Source organism: Kineosporia sp. A_224 (assembly GCF_002198655.1).
GTDB lineage: Bacteria > Actinomycetota > Actinomycetes > Actinomycetales > Kineosporiaceae > R-H-3.
The window spans coordinates 10725-30498 of record NZ_MWLN01000233.1; the positions used below are offsets into that span (position 1 = coordinate 10725).

Annotated in this window: 13 protein-coding genes; 2 read left to right on the forward strand and 11 right to left on the reverse strand. The window is 72.7% G+C overall.

Annotated features, from left to right (window positions below; genetic code table 11):
• Positions 1 to 150 precede the first annotated feature (150 nt).
• Both EDJALFJO_RS31625 and EDJALFJO_RS31630 read left to right on the forward strand, forming a co-directional pair.
• Entirely contained in the window at positions 151 to 7341 is a 7191-nt protein-coding gene (locus tag EDJALFJO_RS31625; protein ID WP_233150152.1) for a fibronectin type III domain-containing protein, read from the forward strand.
• A gap of 195 nt (positions 7342 to 7536) precedes the next feature.
• Positions 7537 to 8403: a DUF559 domain-containing protein gene (locus EDJALFJO_RS31630; protein ID WP_143448904.1), complete on the forward strand. Its 867-nt coding sequence runs from the start codon at positions 7537 to 7539 to the stop codon at positions 8401 to 8403.
• A 56-nt stretch (positions 8404 to 8459) separates the two neighbouring features.
• Here EDJALFJO_RS31630 and EDJALFJO_RS31635 read toward each other — a convergent pair whose 3' ends face one another.
• The 11 genes from EDJALFJO_RS31635 to EDJALFJO_RS31685 form a co-directional block, all read right to left on the reverse strand.
• The gene (locus EDJALFJO_RS31635; protein ID WP_088290612.1) at positions 8460 to 9749 is read right to left on the reverse strand and encodes an EAL and HDOD domain-containing protein; all 1290 of its coding nucleotides are present in this window, start codon (positions 9747 to 9749) and stop codon (positions 8460 to 8462) included.
• A 22-nt stretch (positions 9750 to 9771) separates the two neighbouring features.
• Positions 9772 to 10260, reverse strand: a complete 489-nt coding sequence (locus EDJALFJO_RS31640) for a hypothetical protein (RefSeq protein WP_088290613.1) — start codon at positions 10258 to 10260, stop codon at positions 9772 to 9774.
• A gap of 113 nt (positions 10261 to 10373) precedes the next feature.
• The gene (locus tag EDJALFJO_RS31645) at positions 10374 to 10736 is read right to left on the reverse strand and encodes a response regulator (RefSeq protein WP_088290614.1); all 363 of its coding nucleotides are present in this window, start codon (positions 10734 to 10736) and stop codon (positions 10374 to 10376) included.
• Entirely contained in the window at positions 10733 to 11248 is a 516-nt protein-coding gene (locus EDJALFJO_RS31650; RefSeq protein ID WP_088290615.1) for a chemotaxis protein CheX, read from the reverse strand. The genes EDJALFJO_RS31645 and EDJALFJO_RS31650 overlap by 4 nt, the downstream gene beginning before the upstream one ends.
• Entirely contained in the window at positions 11245 to 12069 is an 825-nt protein-coding gene (locus tag EDJALFJO_RS31655) for a protein-glutamate O-methyltransferase CheR (RefSeq protein WP_088290616.1), read from the reverse strand. Before EDJALFJO_RS31655 ends, EDJALFJO_RS31650 begins: the two co-directional genes overlap by 4 nt.
• Complete coding sequence (locus EDJALFJO_RS31660; protein WP_088290617.1) at positions 12066 to 13184, reverse strand: chemotaxis response regulator protein-glutamate methylesterase; 1119 nt, start codon at positions 13182 to 13184, stop codon at positions 12066 to 12068. Before EDJALFJO_RS31660 ends, EDJALFJO_RS31655 begins: the two co-directional genes overlap by 4 nt.
• The gene (locus EDJALFJO_RS31665; protein WP_088290618.1) at positions 13181 to 13552 is read right to left on the reverse strand and encodes a response regulator; all 372 of its coding nucleotides are present in this window, start codon (positions 13550 to 13552) and stop codon (positions 13181 to 13183) included. The genes EDJALFJO_RS31660 and EDJALFJO_RS31665 overlap by 4 nt, the downstream gene beginning before the upstream one ends.
• A gap of 140 nt (positions 13553 to 13692) precedes the next feature.
• A complete protein-coding gene (locus tag EDJALFJO_RS31670) occupies positions 13693 to 15345 on the reverse strand; it encodes a methyl-accepting chemotaxis protein (RefSeq protein ID WP_088290619.1) in 1653 nt (550 codons plus the stop codon).
• A gap of 99 nt (positions 15346 to 15444) precedes the next feature.
• Positions 15445 to 15882 (reverse strand): chemotaxis protein CheW, encoded by a 438-nt coding sequence (locus EDJALFJO_RS31675; protein WP_088290620.1) that lies wholly within the window; start codon positions 15880 to 15882, stop codon positions 15445 to 15447.
• Complete coding sequence (locus EDJALFJO_RS31680; RefSeq protein ID WP_088290621.1) at positions 15879 to 18515, reverse strand: chemotaxis protein CheW; 2637 nt, start codon at positions 18513 to 18515, stop codon at positions 15879 to 15881. The genes EDJALFJO_RS31675 and EDJALFJO_RS31680 overlap by 4 nt, the downstream gene beginning before the upstream one ends.
• A 115-nt stretch (positions 18516 to 18630) precedes the next feature.
• On the reverse strand, positions 18631 to 19774 hold a 1144-nt coding region (locus EDJALFJO_RS31685; RefSeq protein WP_233150153.1), incomplete at its 5' end, for a hypothetical protein.

Genomic DNA, 19774 nt, shown 5'->3' on the forward strand with positions numbered 1-19774 from the left:
GTCGTGCCGGACCGGCCTTGATCCGCCGTCCGGGCGCAGGGCTCACGGTCACCCGTCGCGCTGCAGGCCCCACGGGCCGACGGGCGGGTAGCAGCCTTAGCCCGGTGGGCCGTCCGGGTGAACCGATCTTCGTCGTCACCCGGACGGCGCATGACATCGGGCGGTCGCAGCGCCACCATCACCCGCACGCGCGTCAAGGGCGAACTCCAGGACGTCGATCCAACAGGCATGGTCGACGGGGTCGGGGAGGTCCCGCGCGCACGCGCGCGGCAGTCCTCGCGTGCGCGCCACCGCGGCGCCGCCGACCGCAGCGCCCGCACCACCGCGGCGAAGGCCGGCCTCGGCGCGTTCGCGGTGGTGGCCGCGGCGCTCGTCCTCGGGGTGATCGGGGCGGTGTTCTCCGCGACGACGTCCGGGCCGCCCGCGGTGTACTCGGCCGGCCAGCTCACCGCGTACGTCCCCACCGCGGTGACCGCGTCCCGGACCGCCGCGACCACGTGCCTCGTCTCCTGGACGCCGGCCTCCGGGCTGCCGTCCGGGCTCACCTACGACGTCACCGACGGCACCGGCACCACTGTCGCGACGAACGTGTCCGGGACGAGCGCGTCGGTGACCGTCCCCGCGGCCGCCGTCACGCCCACGGTGAAGGCCCGGCTCGGGAACTGGGTGTCGACGAACGCGACGGCCGCGGCCACGGCGTGCACCGGCTACCCCGGCGCCCCGACCGGTGTCACCGTGACGCCGTCCGACGCGCAGGTGGCGGTCTCGTGGACCGCCCCCGCCGCCAACGGTGGCACCCTCGCCTCGTACACCGTGACCGGGACGCCGTCCGACGGCACGCTCGGCACCGCGACGTGCACGTCGACCGCACCGACGACGACCTGCACCCTCACCGGCCTGACGAACGGCGGCAGCTACGCGGTCACCGTCACCGCGACGTCGAACATCGGGACCGGGCCGGCGTCGACGGCCGTCACGGCGATCCCCTACCCGGCGACGATCATGTCGGGGGCGAACCTCACGCTGTGGCTCGACGGTGCGGACGCCGCGACGATGCTCGCGTCGTCCGGCTGCACCGGTGCGGCGGCCACGACGACCGTCGGCTGCTGGAAGGACAAGTCGGCGACGGGTGACGACGCCACCCAGCCGACGGCGGCCAAGCAGCCGACCCTCTCGGCGACGAACCTCCCCCGCGCCGCACCCCGGTTCGACGCGACCGACGACCAGATGCTGCTGACACCGTCCCTGCTGCCGACCGGCACGACGGCGAGCACGGCCTTCCACGTCGTCCAGCTCGCCGACACCTCGCCCGCGACCTCCGGCTACCGCACGGTGCTCGCCTGGGGGACCGCGTCGACGAACGCCAAGCGGATCTTCGCCAAGGACACGGGCAGCGCCACGATGTTCGCCGACGCCCACGGCAACGGGTACAGCAGCCCCGGTTCCTTCACGCCGTCGCAGACGACGGTCGCCGTCGCCGAGTTCGCCGCGTCGACGGTACGGACGGCGCGCGACGGCATCGCCCCGGGGAGCGGGGCGGCAGCGCCCTTCAGCACCGGCACGACGAACGCGTTCCTCGGCGGCTGGAGCGGCGGCTCGCTCTGGCAGGGGCCGATCCCCGAGATCGTCGTGCTGTCCTCCACGCTCACGGACTCCCAGCGCCGCACCGTCGAGGAGTACCTGGCCCGCAAGTGGTCGGTGACCGTGACCCCGGCCGCCCCGACCGGCGTCACCGCGACGGCGTCGACGACGACGAACGGTGCGGCGAGCGTCGCCTGGACCGCCCCCGCCTGGAACGGCGGCTCGGCGATCACCTCGTACACGGTCACCGCCACCCCCTCGGACGGGACGCTCGCCACGGTGACGCTCTCGTGCGCGTCGTCCCCGTGCACGCTCACCGGGCTCACCGACGGCGCGACGTACGCGGTGACCGTCGCCGCGAACAACGCGGTCGGCGCCGGCCCCGCGTCGTCGCCCGGGGTCTCGCTCGTCACCTACCCCGCAGCGGTCATGAGCGCCGCCGCCCTCGCGGTGTGGTTCGACGGCGCGGACGCCGCGACGATGTACTCCTCGAACACGTGCACCGGCGCGGCCCCGACGACGTCGATCGGGTGCTGGACCGACAAGTCGTCCGGCGGGCACAACGCGACCGGGTCCTCGACGTCGCTGCGCCCCAGCCTGACGACGGTCAACGGACGCTCCGTCCCGGGCTTCGACGGCACCGACGACTACCTCGGCATCGGCAACCTGTCGACGCTGCCGGCCGGGACGTCGTCCTCGACGACGTTCCTCGCGGCGACGATGACCGACCCGGCCCCTGCGAGCAGCGGTTACCGCACCGCGCTGTTCTGGGGAGAGGCCACGAGCGCGCAGGGTCGGCAGTTCTCCAAGACCACCTCGAGCGCGGCCGCCGTCGTCGACGGCTACGGCACCGGCACCACGTCACCCGGCACCTGGACGTCGTCCGTCGGGATCCTTGCCGGAGAGCACACGTCGACCCTGGTGACGGGCTGGATGAACGGCGCACCGGGGACGACCTCGGCCGCGACGTCGCTGAGCACCGTCACGGCACGCGGGAACGTCGGTCGGCAGTCCTCGACCAACGGCTACTACTGGCAGGGCGCCGTCCCCGAGGTCGTCGTCCTCGGCGGGACGGCCACGTCGACCCAGCGGCGGACCGTCGAGGAGTACCTCGCCCGCAAGTGGGGCGGGGTGGTCACCCCGCAGGCCCCGACCGGCGTCACCGCGACCGCGTCGACGACGGCCGACGGCACCGCGACCGTCGCGTGGACGGCGCCCGCCTGGAACGGTGGCGCATCCGTGTCGTCGTACACGGTCACCGCGACGCCGTCGGACGGGACGCTCGCGACCGTGACGACGTCGTGCGCGTCGTCACCGTGCACGCTCTCCGGGCTGACGAACGGCGCCACGTACTCGGTCACCGTCGCCGCGGTGAACAGCGCGGGCACCGGCCCCGCGTCGTCCGCCGCGACCGTGACGCCCTACCCGGCGACGGTGCTGTCCGGCTCCGCGGTCAAGCTGTGGCTGGACGGCGCGGACCCCGCGACGCTGCTCGCGTCGTCCGCCTGCACCGGCGCGACCGCGACGACCACGGTCGGCTGCTGGAAGGACAGGTCGGCGAGCGGCAACCACGTGACCCAGGCGACGGCGGGGTACCGGCCCGCCCTGACGACGGTCAACGGCCGGGCCGTCCCCGCGTTCGACGGCACCGACGACTACCTCGCCGGCAACGTCGCCCTCGTGCCGACGGGCACCGCATCCAGCACGGTCGCCGCCGCGGCCGCGGTCAACCCGGCCACGGCGATGAACGGCATCGCGCTGTTCTCCTGGGGCGGCACGACGAACGGCAGCCAGCGCAAGCTGACGAGCTGGTCCGCCACGGGCGTCGACGCGTACTACACGCCGCAGGCGTTCGCGACCGCCTGGCCCGCGGCGCAGGCGACCGGTGTCGCGGTCGCCGAGTTCGCCACCGGGACGTCGATGTCCGTGTGGGCCCAGGGCGACGGCGGCGCGACCGGCAGCGGCGCCTACTCGACGGGCACCGACCACCTGTGGATCGGGTCCTGGGGCACCACGACACCGGCGGGGCGCTGGTACGGCAGCAGCTCGGAGATCATCGTCCTCGACACGACGCTCACCGCGACCCAGCGCCGCGGCGTCGAGGAGTACCTGGCCCGCAAGTGGGCCTCCGTCATCACCCCGCAGGCACCCACCGCCGTCAGCGCGACCGGCGGCCAGAACGCCCAGGCGCCGGTCTCCTGGACCGCCCCCGCGTGGAACGGCGGGGCGGCGGTCACCGCCTACACCGTGACCGCGTCCCCCGGCGGGCAGACGTGCAGCGCCACCGCGCCCGCGACGACGTGCACGGTGACGGGTCTGACGAACGGCACCGCGTACACGTTCACGGTGCGGGCGACGAACAGCGTCGGCGCCGGCCCGGCGTCCGCCGCGTCGGCGGCCGTGACGCCGTACACCGTGCCCGGCGCGCCGACGTCCGTGGGTGCCGCGGCCGGTGACGTGTCGGCCGCCGTCTCCTGGACCGCCCCCGCGAGCAACGGCGGCAACGCCGTCACCGCGTACACCGTGACCGCCGTCCCCTCCGACGGCACCCTGTCGACGCAGACGTGCACGGCGGCCTCGAGCCCGTGCACCGTGACCGGCCTGACGAACGGCATCACGTACACGGTGACCGTCACCGCGACGAACGCCGCGGGTACCGGTGCGGCGTCGTCCTCGACGACGGTGACGCCCTACCCGGCCGGGGTCATGACGCCGGCCGCGACGTCGCTGTGGCTCGACGGTGCCGACGCCTCGACGCTCTACACCTCGACCGCCTGCACCGGTGCCGCGCCGTCCGGGGGAGGCGCGATCGGCTGCTGGAAGGACAAGTCCACGCAGGCGAACAACGCGGTCCAGACGACAGCCGCGAACCAGCCGACCGTCGGCAGCCTCAACAGCCGCAACGCCCCGCTGTTCGACGGCACGAACGACTACTACCCCCTGACGGTGGCCAAGCTGCCGACCGGGACGACGTCGTCCGCGGTCTACGCCGTCGCGATGCAGGAGGACACCTCGCCCGGGTCGTCCGACTTCCGGCACCTCATCGGCTGGGGAGCGGCCGGCACGGGCCAGGGGCGGGTGCTGGAGAAGGGCTCGTTCAACAGCAAGGTCTACCTCGAGACGTACAGCACCTGGCCGTCGGCGACGGTGACGAAGAACTGGCCGGTCTCGACCGCCGTCCTCACGGACGGCGTCATCACGTCGACGACCGTCACCTCGACGATGAACGCCTCGCCGAACTACACCATCTCGGCGACGAACAACACCGGCACCTCGGCGGGCGCGGCCTTGGGTGCGACGGGCTGGAACACCACGGGTGTCTGGAAGGGGCGGATCGCCGAGGTCGTCGTCCTCGCCTCGAACCCCACCGCCGCGGAGAACCGGCAGGTGCAGGAGTACCTCGCGCGCAAGTGGGGCCTGACGATCGCCCCCGGTCTCGTCACCGGTGTCACCGCGACGGCGTCCACGACGACGGACGCTGCGGTGAACGTCGACTGGACGGCGCCGTCGGGCTGGAACGGCGGCGCGTCGATCTCCTCCTACACGGTGACCGCGACGCCGTCCGACGGCACCCTCGCGACCGTGACCGCGTCGTGCGCGTCGTCCCCGTGCACCGTGACCGGTCTCGTCAACGGCGCCACCTACACGGTGACGGTCGCGCCGGTGAACAGCGCCGGCACCGGCGTCGCGACCGCCGCCGCGGCCACCGTCTACCCGTACCCGGCCGCCGTCATGACGTCCGCCCGGCTCAGGGCGTGGCTCGACGGCGCGGACGCCGCCACGATGTACGCATCCAACACCTGCAGCGGTGCGACGGCGACGACGATCGTCGGGTGCTGGGCCGACAAGTCGGGCCAGGCGAACAACGCCCCGCAGTCGACCAGCGGCTACCGGCCGACCCTGACGACGCTCAACGGCCGCTCTGTACCGGGCTTCGACGGCGTCGACGACTACCTGTCGCTCACCGTCTCGAAGCTTCCCAGCGGGACGACGTCCTCGACGATGGCGATGACCGCCAAGCTCACCGGCACCGTCGCCTACCGCAACCTCATGTCCTGGGGCGCCCTGACGGGCGGGCAGGCTCGCGCGACGTACCTCAACACCGGACCCGTCATCTCGGACACGTACACCGCCGGCCCGACCGCGTCGACGAGCCCGACGAACATCGTGCAGAACCAGCAGTTCCAGATCACGTCGGCGTACACGTCCGGGTCGTCGTCCATCGCCCTGAACGGCGTCGGCGCGACGACCGCCGCCGGCGCGGTCTCGACGGGGTCGACCTTCGCGCTGCTCGGCGGCGCGCCCGGCATGACGTACTGGTGGCAGGGGCCGGTCCCCGAGGTCGTCATCTTCACCGGCAGCCTGACGACCGCCGAGCGCCGCCTCGTCGACGAGTACCTCGCGCGCAAGTGGGGCACCGTCATCACGCCGGGGATCCCGACCGGGGTGACGGTGACCGGCGCGGACGGCCAGGCGTCGGTCGCGTGGACCACGCCATGGAGCGGCGGTGCGGCGATCAGCGGGTACACGGTGACCGCGGTACCGACCGACGGCACCCTCGGGACGATCACGACGTCGTGCGCGTCGTCCCCGTGCACGGTGACCGGCATGACCAACGGCGCCACCTACGCCTTCACGGTGACGGCGACGAACTCCGTCGGCATCGGGCCGGCGTCGACGGCCGTGAGCGCGTCGGCCTACCCCTCGACGCTCTTCGCGTCGTCCGCGCTCAAGGTCTGGCTCGACGCGCAGTACGACGCGGCGCTGTCCGGCGCGGCCGACTGCACCGGCTCGGGCGCCTCCGCCGGCAGCCAGGTCGGCTGCTGGAAGGACCGCTCCGGCAACGGCTGGAACGCCCCGAAGGTGACGACGAGCGGCGCGACGCTCACCGCCGCCGCGATCAACAGCCGCACGGCGTTGCGGTTCACGAAGACCGACCCGGACGTCTACCAGGTGACCGCGACCGGCATCGGTGCCGTGGGCAGCGCGAACCGCACGGTCTTCGCGGTGGCCGCGGCCCGGACGACGTACGGCACGGTGGGCACGAACAGCGCCGCTGCCGTCGCGATGTTCAACAGCGGCTGGAACACGGGGATCTTCGCCAAGGCCTACAGCGGCACGACGACGACCGTCGACGGATACCAGAGCGACGGCTACGACACGGCCATCAACGGGTTGTACGGCTCGGCGTCGGCGACGAGCTCGCCCGTCATCGCGTCGTCGGTCTCGTCGTCGTCCGGCGGCACGCTGACGAACGGCCTGGCGCTCAACGGGACCGGCACGCTGAGCTCGATGTCGAGGGTCGCCTCGTGGCAGTCGGTCGGCGACTCGTTCATCGTCGGCGGCACCGACACCGTCGCCTCGAACGACTACGCGTACCCGCTCGACGGCGACGTCGGCGAGGTGCTCGTCTTCAACCGGGCGCTGTCGTCGTCCGAGCGGCGCACCGTCGAGGAGTACCTCGCCCGGCACTGGGGCCAGACGATCGCCCCGGCCGCGCCGGTGACGCCGTCGGCGACGAGCGGCGGCGTCACCTCGAGCACCGCCTCGTGGTCGGCCCCCACCTGGAACGGCGGCGCCGCGGTGACGTCCTACACCGCGACCGCGACGGCGTCCGGCCAGACCACGCGCACCTGCACGACGAGCGGAACGTCGTGCGGCCTCACCGGTCTCACCGACAACGTCACCTACACGGTGAGCGTCACCGCGACGAACACCGCCGGCACCGGCCCCGCCGCGACGACCACCGCCACCCCCTGATCCGCTCTGGTCGACCGGATCCAGGCCTCGGACCCGGGATCCGGTCGACGACAGCGGATCAGCTCGACCCGTCCACAGCCCGGCAGTTCGTCACGTCGTCCACAGGGGGACGACGCGTGCACGGGGTCGCGGCCGGCGGCGCGACAAGGTCGGGCCATGTCGTCCGAGAGGCGGGTTCGCGGGAACGTGCCGCCGGTGGCCCACCGGCAGGCAGGGGCCTTCACCCGGCAGCAGGCGTTCGAGGCCGGGTGGTCGGCGGACCAGGTCTCACGCCGGGTGCGGACCGGGGTCTGGGTCCGGGTCGCCGGGAAGGCGCTGACCGGGGGCGAGGTCACGGCGGCGACCCTGGTGTGGGCCGTCCGCCTCACGTGGCCGGACGCCGTCGCCAGCCACTCCACCGCGGCAGCGCTGCACCGCCTCCCGGTGCCGGTCGACGCCGTCGCGCACGCCGTGACGCCTCGCCGGATGAAGACCCTCAGCGACCTGAGACCGCACCGGATCGCCCTCGCGGACCACGAGACGACGACGCTCGGTCGGGGCGGCCCGCGTCTGACGACGCCCGCCCGGACCGTCCTCGACTGCCTGCGCACGCTGCCCGTCGACGACGGGGAGCGGCTGCTCGCGTACGCGCTGACGCGGAAGGTGGTCGCCCGGGAGGACCTGCGCGACGCGGCGGTCGCCGGCTACGAACGTCGGGGCACGCCCGCGCTGCGCGAGCTGCTGCGCCGCACGGCGGGCGGGGCGCTCAGCGAGGGGGAACGGCGCCTGCACGCGATCCTCCCCGCGGCGAGGATCGGCGGGTGGACGGCGAACTCCGCCGTGTCGGACCTCAGGGGCCGGACCATCGCGGTCGTCGACGTCCTCTTCTCACTCGAACGCGTGGTCCTCGAGGTCGACGGCTGGGCGGCGCACGGCGGGCGGGACGCGTTCGAGCGCGACCGGGACCGGCAGAACCGTCTCGTCACCGCGGGCTGGACGGTGCTGCGCTTCACCTGGTCGGACCTCACGGACCGCCCCGAGACGGTCGCCGCCCTGGTACGCGCCGCACTTCTCGACCGATGATCCCGAGTCGTGGACCGGATCCTGGGCGAACCCTGGATCCGGTCGACGACCGCGGATCAGTTCTTGCCGAGGAGGTCGTGGACGAGCTGGAGGGACTCGGACAGGCTCTCCAGGTACGCGCGGGAGACGTCGAACGGGACCAGGCCCGCCTCGGTCACCGCGTCGGCGTCGTCCCGCTCGTGCGCGAGGACGGCGAGCAGCGCGCGACCCGCGGAGCCCTCGCCGTCGACGAGCGCGTGCCGGGCCTCGGGGCCGACGCCGGAGCCGTCCGCGATCGCGGAGAGCTCCGCGCCGAGCAGGTCGGCGCAGCCGGAGAGCAGGCCGACGGTGAAGGCCATGTCGCTGGAGTCGACCGCGAGCCGCTGGCAGGCATGGGCTCTGGCGAGCACGCTCCAGAGGTCGTCGCTCGTGTTCTTCGTCGTGCCTCCCTCGAGCAGCGTGAGCACGACCCACGAGCGCAGCCGGCGCGGGCCGATGAGGACGAGCGCCTGGCGCAGTGAGGTGACGTCCGTCTGGGAGCCGGCACCCGCCGAGTTCGCGGTGCGCAGCAGGCGCAGCGTGAGGCCGGGGTCGGTGCCGACGAGCTGCTCGATCCGCTGCACCGAGACCTCGGGGTCGGCGAGGTCGTTGAGCAGCCGGACGCAGATGAGCTGGCTCGGGGACAGCGTGCGCTGCTCGAGCACCGACGGCTTGGCGAGGTAGCGGCCCTGGAACAGGTCGAACCCGAGGTCGACCGCGCGCTGGAACGTCTCGGCGTCCTCGATGTCGATCGCGACGAGCGTCGCGCCGACCTGGCGGCACTGCGCGACGAGGCCCGGCAGGACGAGCGTCGGCAGCGCGTTGACGGACAGCTTGACGAAGTCGGCGATCTCGAGGAGCGCGCTGCGGCTCACCTCGCCGCGGTAGTCGGCCACGGCGAGCCGGTACCCGGCCTGGCGCAGCTGGTTGAGCCCGAGGAGGAGCTCGTGGTCGGCGTCGACGAGCTCGCCGACCTCGATGATGACGTTCTCCGGCTCGACGGGCACCGGGATGACCCCCGTGAGGAACGCCCGCGTGAAGTTGATGAACACGGGGCGGCCGTCGGAGATCACCTCCAGGCCGAAGGTGCCGAACGTCGACGCGATGACCTGGCTCGTCGCCTGCTCGCTCGCCACCTCCGCGCCGTTGGCGTCGGACTGGTTGCGGAACAGCAGCTCGTAGGAGACGAGCTGGCGCTGCGCGTCGTAGATGGCCTGGCGGCCGACCCGGACGTAACGCACCATGCCCGCACGACCGCCGTGGACCTCCTGGTCGTCGGAGGGCGGTCCGACGGGGTTCCCGTCGGTGTCGAGGGAGTGCGCGGTCATGGGTTCCTCCTGGGCGGACGGCTCAGCGGACGACGAGCGACAGGTGCCCGTCGCCGTAGCCGGCGATCGTGAAGGCGATGTCCATCCGCGAGCCGAGCGTCGACGCGAGCTGCGCGATGTCGGACGGGACGGCCTCACCGGGGCCGTACATCTGGTAGAGCTTCACGTGCGGGGCGTCCGGCACGTTGAACACGGCCGACAGCACGTTGAGGACCTCGTAGCAGTTCTCCTTGATGGGGCTGTACAGGTCCTTGGTGTCGATCGCGTCGTCCACGCCGCCCTTGGGCAGCATGCCGAGCGAGCCGCCGAGGCGGGCGGCGCCCTCGAGGGTGACGACGGCGATGGCCGACGTCACGAGCTTGTCGGTGACGAACACCGCGATGGTGTTCGTCGGCTTGGCCGGGATCGGGTCGCCGTCCCGGAAGTCGATGTCGCGGCCGGTGAGGCCTTCGAGAAGGCTGCGGACGGCGTGCCGGCTCGGCAGCGGCGACTGCTCGGTGACGATGCTCACGGGAGCTCCAGGAAGGTCGGTCGGACGACGTCGGGACGTCCGGTCGGATGCCAGTGGACGGTGCGGGCGGTGCGGTGCGGGCGGTGCGGTGCGCGCCCGGGGCGCGCGGTGGGTCAGGCGACGACGGGCGCGAGGATGTCCCCGAACGCGTCGGACGTGAACGGCTTGGCGATGAGGCCCATCGCACCGGCCTGCGAGGCCTGCTCGCGCATCTCGTCCGACCCCTCGGACGTCACGAAGCAGAACGGGACCTCGGAACCGCTGCTGCGCAATGCCTTGAGCAGCTCGATGCCCGTCATCTCGGGCATGTTCCAGTCCGAGAGCACGAGGTCGACGTTCTGCGCCCGCGCGATCTCGTAGGCCTGCTTCCCGTCCTCCGCCTCGATGATGTCGTGCCCCCCGAGGCCGGCCTGCCGGAGCGTGCGGACGACGATCATCCGCATCGCCTTGCTGTCGTCAGCTACCAAGATCTTCATGCCGGTGTCTCCACTACCTCTTCGCTTGCCGATCCGGGCCAGGTGAGGCCCTCGATGTCGCCGGCCAGGTGGACGGTGAGCTCCACCACCTGACCGAGCACAGCCGCACGAACCGTGACGCCGTCGACGTCGGGTGCCGCGGCGTCGTCCGTCATCTCCGCCAGCGGCAGGGAGAGCCGGCACGAGTGACGCAGGAGGGACTTGACGTTCCCGCCGGCGATGTTGCCGAGCTCGCCGACCGCGTCGAGCAGGTCGTCCGGGCCCGGGTCCGCGGTGAGCAGCATCCGGCTGGCGAGGACGCGCGCGACGATGGCGCTCGTGCGGACCTCGACCATCGTGTAGCTGTCGTCCACCTCGTCGTGGATGGCCAGTCGCGAGGAGACGATCGGCCCGGGCGGCAGGGCGTCGTCCCAGACCGGCATGGCCTCCTCGCTGAAGACCGAGCCGAGCACCTCGATGAGAAGCGCTTCGAGGTCCTCGCGGGCCTCCTCGAACTCGTCGATGGCGCTCATGCCTTACCTCCTGTGTGCCGGAAGACGACGGCCTTCCCCAGCTCCATCCGCTGGAAGGCGTCGTCGAGGTTGAGGGTGCTCTCCGCGCCACCGAGCACGAGGAACCCGCCCGGTCGCAGGACGCGCCGCACGTGCGTGAGCACGGTGCGCTTGGTGGGCAGGTCGAAGTAGATGAGGACGTTGCGCAGGAAGACGATGTCGCACGTCGGGACCCCGACCGCCGGCGTCGCGAGGTTGCCCCGCTCGAACCGGCACAGGTCGCGCAGCGGCTGCTTGAGGATCCAGTCGCGGCCCTGCTGCTCGAAGTACTTGACGAGGTACGGCGCCCGCAGCCCGCGGTTGACCTCGAGCTGGCTGAACTTCGCCGCCCGGGCCCGCTCGACCATCTTCGGCGAGATGTCCGTGCCGATGATCTTCGCGCTGTACCCGGGGTGCAGCGGCAGCCAGTCGAGCAGGAGCATCGCGAGCGAGTACGCCTCCTGCCCGCTCGAGCACGCCGCCGACCAGATGTTGATCTGCCGCGTCGTCGAGGACTTCGCGACGTCCGGGAGGAGGTGGTTGGTGAACGCGTCGAACGGGTGCGCGTCCCGGAACCACGACGTCTCGTTCGTCGTGAGGGCGTCGACGACGGCGTCGGTGAGCGCCGCGTCGCCGCGACGCAGCCGCGCGACGAGGCCCGCGACGTCCGTCTCGCCCGCCTGCCGCGCGATGGGCGCGAGCCGGCTCTCGACGAGGTACTCCTTGCCCGGCTGCAGGTCGATCGAGCTGCGCTGCCGGATCATCGTCGTGACGTAGGTGAAGTCTGCTGCGCCGAGGCTCATGATCCGACCCCCACGGGTGCCGGGCCGCGGCTCAGGGCCGTGGCGATGTCGGGGCCGATGCGTTGCAGCGGCAGGATCTTGTCGGCCTGGCCCGCGCCGGCGACGGCGCCGGGCATCCCCCAGACGACGCTCGTCGCCTCGTCCTGGGCGTAGACCTCGCCGCCGCCGGCCCGGATGACCCCCGCGCCCTTCTCGCCGTCGCGGCCCATGCCGGTGAGGACGCACGCGAGCACGCGGTCCCCGTAGACGGCTGCGACGGAACGGAAGAGGACGTCGACGGCCGGCCGGCAGAAGTTCTCCGGCGGGTCCTCGGTGAGGTGCCCGACGACGCTCGTGCCGCTGCGCCTGATGACGAGGTGCTTGCCGCCCGGCGCGATGACGATCTTGCCGGGGACGATGAGCTCACCCTCGGACGCCTCGACGACCGTGAGCTTGCACGTGACGTCGAGGCGCTGCGCGAGCAGCCGGGTGAACAGCGGGGGCATGTGCTGGACGACGACGACGGGCACCGGCAGCGAGGCCGGCAGGAGCGGGAGCACCTGGGCCAGCGCGTCGGGACCACCGGTCGACGAGCCGATCGCGAGGACGCCGAACGGCCCGGTACGCGGACGGCGTTGCGCCGGCGGGACCGCAGCACGCACGGGGGCGGGCGCCTTCGCGCCGGCCGCACCGGCCGCCCCGGCCGCGGCACGCCGCGTCCCGGTGAGCGCCTTGAGCTTCGGGATGAGCTGCTCGCGGATGTTCTTCTGGCTCTCCGCGAAGTTGCCCACGTTCGACGGCTTCGTCACGTAGTCGCTCGCGCCCGCGGCGAGGGCGTCCAGGGTGGCGGACGCGCCGCGCTCGGTGAGCGTCGAGAACATGACGATCGGCAGCCGCGACTGGGAGCGCCGGATGGCGCGGACCGCGTCGATGCCGTTCATGACGGGCATCTCGATGTCCATCGTCACGGCGTCCGGCTTGAGCGCCTCGACCTTCGCCACGGCCTCCTGGCCGTTGTTGGCGATGCCCACGATCTCGATCGTGGGATCAGCACCCAGGGCCTCGGTGACGATCTTGCGGATGACCGCGGAGTCGTCGACGACGAGCACCCGGATGCGCCCGGGTGTCGGGGTCATGCGGCCACCAGCCCCAGCAATGCGAGCTTCTCGGCGATGACCTCGTCCGTGAACGGCTTGATCACGTACTCGTGCGCGCCGGCCGCGAGCGCGCGGACGATCTGGTTCTGCTCGCTCTCGGTGGTGACCATCATGAGCGAGATGTCGCGCAGGTCCTCGCGGGCGCGGACGTTCTTGATGAACGTCAGGCCGTCCATGACCGGCATGTTCCAGTCGACGAGGATGACGTCGGGGCGCGCACCGGCGTCGAGCACCGTCAGTGCCTCGGCGCCGTCCCCCGCCTGTGCGACGTCGAAGCCCAGGCCGGTGAGCAGTCGCGTGAGGATCGACCGCATGGCCCGAGAGTCGTCGACGACGAGTGCCAGCATCGCAAGCTCCTTGGGTGGTGACGTCCGGTGCAGTGTCTTTGTCGGCACGACCGGTCGGATTCTGGAATCGCTTGGGTGAAGTACGTGCTGCGGTGTTCGGGTGGGGCTGGTGGTGGTCCCGTGCTTGGTCCCGTGCGGGGTCAGACCCGGTAGCGGGAGACGAGCTCCCGCAGGTCCCCGGAGAGCTGCGCGAGCTCGGCGGCGGCGCGCTGCGCCTCGACGATGCCCGTGCTCGAGGACTGCGCCGCGGTCGCGACGTACTCGATGTTCCCGGCGATCCCGCCGGCCCCCGAGGCCGCGTCCTGCACGTTGCGGCTCATCTCCGAGGTCGTGGCGGTCTGCTCCTCGACCGCCGACGCGATGGTCGTCTGGTACGAGTTGACCTCCTCGATGATCTCGGCGATCCGCGCGATGGCCGCGACCGCGGCCTCGCTGTCGGTCTGGATCGCCTCGATGCGGCGCGAGATGTCCTCGGTCGCACGGGCGGTCTCCTGGGCGAGGTCCTTGACCTCGCTCGCGACGACCGCGAAGCCCTTGCCGGCCTCGCCGGCCCGGGCGGCCTCGATCGTCGCGTTGAGCGCGAGCAGGTTCGTCTGCTCGGCGATCGAGGTGATGACCTTGACGACGTCGCCGATCTCCCGGCTGGAGTCGCCGAGCTTGGAGACCGTGCCGGTGGCGGTCTGGGCCTCCTCGGCCGCGGCCTGCGCGACCCGGACGGCCTCGGTGGAGGACTGCGAGATCTCCCGGATGCTCGCCGACATCTGCTCGGTCGCCGCGGCGACCGTCTGGACGTTGCGCGAGACCTCCTCGGCCGCGGCGGCCGCGGTCCCCGACTGCACCGAGGTCTCCTCGGCGCTCGCGGCGACCTGCGCCGAGACGACGCTGAGCTCCTCGGCGCTGCCGGCGAGCGTGGCGGACGACGACACGATCGTCGTCATCGACTCGCGCAGCGCGGCCTGGGCGACGGTGAGCGACGCGGCCATCTGGCCGACCTCGTCCCGGGAGTCCACGTCGACCGGCACCGTGAGGTCGCCGTCCGCGAGACCGTCGATCGCCGTCTTGAGCCTCGCCACGGGGCCCGCCACGGCACCGGCGATCCACCAGCCGAGGGCGACGAGCAGGAGGGCCCCGAGAGTGGCGACGACGAGCAGCGTGGTCCGGGCCCGGTCCGCCACCGCTGCGGCCTCGGCGGCGCCGGCGTCAAGGTCCTTGCGCTTCTCGGTCTTGAGCGCCTCGAACGCGACCACGGCTTCGTCTGCCACCGTGCCGTACTCGTCGACGGCCAGCGACGCGAGTGCCGCGGACTGCACGGGGCTGAGGTCGTTGCGCTTGGCCTGCGGCTCGATCTTGTCGTGGAAGAACGTTCGCATCGCGTCCCAGGTCTTGGCCGCGTCGGCGACCTTGCTCGCGTCCCCGTCGCCGGTCGCGACCTGGGTGAGGACGGCCACGCCCTCGTCGACCTTCTTCTCCGTCTCCGCGAGCTTGGTGACCGCCTTCGCCGACAGCTCCGGCGAGTCTGCGAGGATGAGCTGGAGCGTCAACCGCCTGAACACCGCGACCTGTCCACGGGTGTCGGCGGCCTGGACCGCCGCGGCGACGTCGCTCGCGACGAGGGTCTTCAGCTGGGCCTTCTCGCTGTTGAGCGAGACCGCGCCCACGCCCACGCACGTCGTCGTGACGACGACAGACACGCCGACGAGGGCGAGCACCTTCGTGCGGAGCTTCAGGTCCGCGAAACGGAGGCGGCGCGCCGGCGCCGCGGTGGCGGAGCCGGCCTGGAACAGCTGCGACATCGGAGGTCTCCAAGAGCGTGCGTGGCTCGGACCGGAACCACTCGTGACGAGCGGGGGCGGGCCGCGCGGTCCCCCGGACCGCGCGGCCGTGCGAGCGGCTCAGGCCGCGCGGGCGTCCTCGGCGAGCGCGAGCACCCGCTGGGCGTTGAGCGCGAGCAGGAGCCGGTCGGGGAGCGTGTAGGCGCCCAGGAGCATCTCCCGGACCCGCTCGTCGACCGTGCTCGGCGTCTGCTCGAACGGCACCTGCGAGACCTCCAGGACGCCGCCGATCTCGTCGACGAGCAGGCTGACCGGCTCGTCGTCGACCCGGATGACCACGTTGACCGGGTCCCGCTCGGACGTCGAACGGGTCATCCCCATCCGCACCCGCAGGTCGATCGCGGTGAGCACCTCGCCCCGGAGGTTGATGAGGCCCGCGATCGCCGGCGCCGCGAGCGGCACCGGGGTGATCGACTGCAGCCGGACGACCTCCTGCACGAGCGACACGTCGACGCCGAACAGGTACTTGCCGACGACGAACGTCGAGAGCTGGCTCATGCCAGGGCCTCCTCGTAGGCGGTGTCCGTGGACGCCGCGACGGTGTAGAAGTTCGGGTCCGCGGCGAGGACGGCGCTCTCGACGTCGAGGAGCTCGACGACCTTGTCCCCGATGACGACCGAGCCCACGAGGGCGTGGTCGTCGATGTCGCTGCGGGTCCCGATCCGCTCCGAGGCGATGTCGAGGATGCGTTCCACGACGAAGCCCACGGACCGTTCGCCCCGGGTGTAGACGACGAGCTGGACGCCCTCGCCACCACCCTCGCTGCCGTAGGCACCGAGCAGGGTCGACAGCCGCACCAGGGGCATGATGTGCCCGCGGTACTGCACGACCTCCCGGCCGCCCACGTGCTCGATGGACGCCGACGGGATCTCCTCCAGCCGGGTGACCATCTCCAGCGGGATCGCTGCCCGCCGGTCGCCGGCGACCTCGACCACGAGGACCGGGTCCAGGACCTCCGCCTCGTCGGCGGTGTCGGCCGCGGCCAGGCCCGCCGAGTTGTTCAGCACGTTCGACCGCCTCGCCAGGGTCGCGGCGTCCAGGATCAGCACCACCGACCCGTCCCCGAGGATCGTCGCGCCGGCGTACACCGGGATGCCCTTGAGGTGGCGCCCCAGCGGCTTGACGACGATCTCCTGGGTGTCGAGGACGTCGTCCACGACCAGCCCGAAGCGCTGCTGCTCGGCGTGCAGGACGACGATGAACCCGCCGCGCGACTCGTCCGCGACGACGCCGTCGGCGTCCGCCGCACCCATCGGCACCAGGCCCAGCTGCTCATCCAGGCGGACCAGCGGCAGGAGCATGTCCCGCAGCCGGTACACCGGGGCGCCCGAGATGAGCTCGATGCCGCCCCGGGCGTGCTCGCCGTTGAGGCGCACCAGCTCGAGGACACTGACCTGCGGCACCGCGTAGCGGCGCTGCGCGCAGCCGATCGTCAGCGCCGGGATGATGGCCAGCGTCAACGGGATCGTGAGCCGGAACGTCGAACCCTGACCGATCTTGCTGGACACGTCGACGGAGCCGCCGATGCCCTCGATCCGGGTCTTCACGACGTCCATCCCGACCCCGCGGCCGGACACGTTCGTCACCGCCGCCATCGTCGAGAACCCGGGCAGGAAGATCATGTGCATGATCTCCCGGCTGGTCATCGTCGCCAGCTGCGCCTGCGAGATGAGACCCCGCTCGAGCGCCTTGGCCGCGATCCGCTGCGGGTCGATGCCGGCGCCGTCGTCGATGATCTCCAGGTGGACCTGGCCGGCCTCGTGGTACGCCCGCAGCCGGAGCACGCCCTCGACGGGCTTGCCGGCGGCCTTGCGGACGTCCGGCGGCTCGATGCCGTGGTCGACCGCGTTGCGGACCAGGTGGGTCAGCGGGTCCTTGATGGCCTCGAGGACCGAGCGGTCGAGCTCGGTCTCGCGGCCGTCCATCTCCAGCCGCACCAGGCGACCGCACGTCTTCGCGAGGTCCCGCACGACGCGCGGCATCTTCGACCAGACCGAGTCGACCGGCTGCATGCGGGTCTTCATGACCTGCTCCTGCAGCTCGCTCGTCACCAGGCTGAGCCGCTGCGCCGACCGTGCGAGGGACGAGTCCTTGGAGGCGTCCTTCGCGTCGTCGAGCCGTGACACGAGCTGGTTGCGGGCGAGCACGAGCTCACCCACGAGCCGCATGAGGGAGTCGAGGAGCTCGACGTCGACACGCACCGAGCTGTCGACGACCGAGCGGTGACCGCTCTGCGCCTCCAGCGCGTGCTCGACCGCGGCCGGGGTGACCGCGCCGTGGTCGACGAGGATCGAGCCGAGGGGACGGTTGTCCCCGAGGCCCTGCTCCATGCGCGCGACCGTGACGGCGTCCTTCGTCGCGGCGCCCGCCGTGACGAGCACCTCGCCGATGGGCGGCGCACCCTGGGCGGGGACGGCGGCCGGTTCGGCCGGCGTCTTCGCCTTCGTGGCGGTGGCAACGGACGACGTGCTGCCGCCGCCCGCGGCCGCCGTCGCCTGTGCGGCGGGGGCGCCCGCGACCGCCGGGTCGGCGTGCTCGCCGGCCTCGTCGTCCGCGTGCTCCGCGGCGGCGTGGTCGTCGTGCTCGTCGCCCGCGTGCTCGGCGTCCGTCTGCTCGGCGTCCGTGTGCTCGGCGTCCGCGGCCTCGGCCGCCGCGACAGGCTCGGCCTGCGCGGTCACCTCGGCGTCCGCGGCCTGCTCCGCGGGCTGCTCGGCCGCCGGGGCCGGCGCGGCCGCAGGGGCTGCACCGTCCTCGAGCAGCGCCGAGAGCGTCGCGATGAGCTCGCTGTGGTCGGCGTCGCCCTCGGCGCCCGTGGCCTCGATGGCCGCGAGCAGACCGCGGACGGCGTCCACCATCTTGAGCAGGGACGTGGCCCGGTCGTCGTTGAGCTCGATCCGGCCGTCCCGCAGGCGGCTCAGAAGGTTCTCGCCGACGTGGGTCAGCTTCTCCAGCTTGTGGAACGCCAGGAACCCGCTCGTGCCCTTGATGGTGTGGATCGTGCGGAAGACGCTGGCCAGCAGCTCCCGCGATCCCGGGTTCTGCTCCAGCGCCAATAGGTCTCGGTCGAGCTGGTCGAGGTTCTCATGTGACTCGACCAAGAACTCGGCGACGATCTCGTCGATCGCATCCATCCGGTGCTCCTCCTCGCGGAATCGGACGAGGTATGCATCGGCGTGCGACCAGGCAACTTGAGGCCGGGCCCCCTGGCGATCGGGGGCGTGATCAGGGCTGCGGTCGGGGGTGCGGTCAGAGGCGGTAGCGGTCCAGCCAGAACCCGTCCTCGTCGGTGACGATCCCGCTGGTCGCCTCGACCACGGCGCGGGTCACGGCGACCACGACGGGGGCCACCCGGGAGCGGACGGCGAGGTACCGCTCGTCGGGTACGCGGCGCTCGCGCTCGAAGGCGTCCGGCTCGGAGCAGAGCCACCTCACCTCGTACGTGACGAACGGCCGGCTGCCCCAGTCCTCGTGGTGCGCGGCGGTCTCGTCGCCGTCCGCGACGTGCACGAGCACCTCGACCGCGCCGTGGTGGCCGCCCGGGCCGAGCGGCGCGATGACCGCGTACGCGTCGACCGGGTCGGGCGCCCCGAGCGCCTGCTTGTCGACCTGGCCGCTGTTCGCGTGCCGGGCCAGGGTGCCGGTCGGGTCGACGACCTCCGTCGCGAGGTCGGAGAGGATCAGCGCGCCGGTGTAGGCCGACTCGGCCGGGCCCTGCCAGGTCTCGCCCTCGGCGGCGAGCCGGGCCGTCGGCACCTCCCGGGTCACGACGCCGAGCAGGGTGCCCGGCTCGACCCAGAACGGCGAGTGGACGACGTGGTCGACGGCACGGTGCGGGTCCGGCTGGACGAGCCGGTCCGGCCCGCCGCCGGGGCCGCCGATCCGGACGGCGCCGCCGACCCGGCGGGCCATCGCGACGAGCAGGCCGAGCGTGCGGCCCTCCTCGCGCCACGGCAGGCCGCCGGGGAACGACTGCGCGAACCCGTCGCGGTCGTCGACGCCGGCCAGCGGCGGGTCCTCGCGCTCGACCGGGGCCTCGAGGGCGTAGACGACGGTCCACGGCAGCGGGACGCCCGCGGCGACGGCGTCCTCCATCGAGAGGATGTACGGCCCGGTGAGGCGGCTGTGCCGGCCGAGGGCCACCTCGCCGTCCTTGGCGAGGTCACCCGCGAGCGGCACCCGGGCCCGGAGCAGGTCGGAGACGTCGTCCACGCTCGCCGTCGTCGGCACGAGCAGGAGGTGGGTGGCGCGCAGCGCCCCGAGGACCTCCGGGTCGAGGGCGCTCGCGTCGTCGGCGGCGCCCCTGCGGCGCCATCTGCCCACGGTGGCCATGAGGTCAGCCTCGCTCTGGAACTGGTGCCCGGCAAGGGGCATGGGGAAGGGAGGTGGGGTG

Bases quoted from the DNA above. Each gene is read 5' to 3' on its own strand.
- EDJALFJO_RS31670 (WP_088290619.1), bottom strand. From the start codon at position 15,345: ATGTCGCAGCTGTTCCAGGCCGGCTCCGCCACCGCGGCGCCGGCGCGC.
- EDJALFJO_RS31680 (WP_088290621.1), bottom strand. From the start codon at position 18,515: ATGGATGCGATCGACGAGATCGTCGCCGAGTTCTTGGTCGAGTCACAT.
- EDJALFJO_RS31675 (WP_088290620.1), bottom strand. From the start codon at position 15,882: ATGAGCCAGCTCTCGACGTTCGTCGTCGGCAAGTACCTGTTCGGCGTC.
- EDJALFJO_RS31665 (WP_088290618.1), bottom strand. From the start codon at position 13,552: ATGCTGGCACTCGTCGTCGACGACTCTCGGGCCATGCGGTCGATCCTC.
- EDJALFJO_RS31635 (WP_088290612.1), bottom strand. From the start codon at position 9,749: ATGACCGCGCACTCCCTCGACACCGACGGGAACCCCGTCGGACCGCCC.
- EDJALFJO_RS31645 (WP_088290614.1), bottom strand. From the start codon at position 10,736: ATGAAGATCTTGGTAGCTGACGACAGCAAGGCGATGCGGATGATCGTC.
- EDJALFJO_RS31655 (WP_088290616.1), bottom strand. From the start codon at position 12,069: ATGAGCCTCGGCGCAGCAGACTTCACCTACGTCACGACGATGATCCGG.
- EDJALFJO_RS31625 (WP_233150152.1), top strand. From the start codon at position 151: ATGACATCGGGCGGTCGCAGCGCCACCATCACCCGCACGCGCGTCAAG.
- EDJALFJO_RS31650 (WP_088290615.1), bottom strand. From the start codon at position 11,248: ATGAGCGCCATCGACGAGTTCGAGGAGGCCCGCGAGGACCTCGAAGCG.
- EDJALFJO_RS31660 (WP_088290617.1), bottom strand. From the start codon at position 13,184: ATGACCCCGACACCCGGGCGCATCCGGGTGCTCGTCGTCGACGACTCC.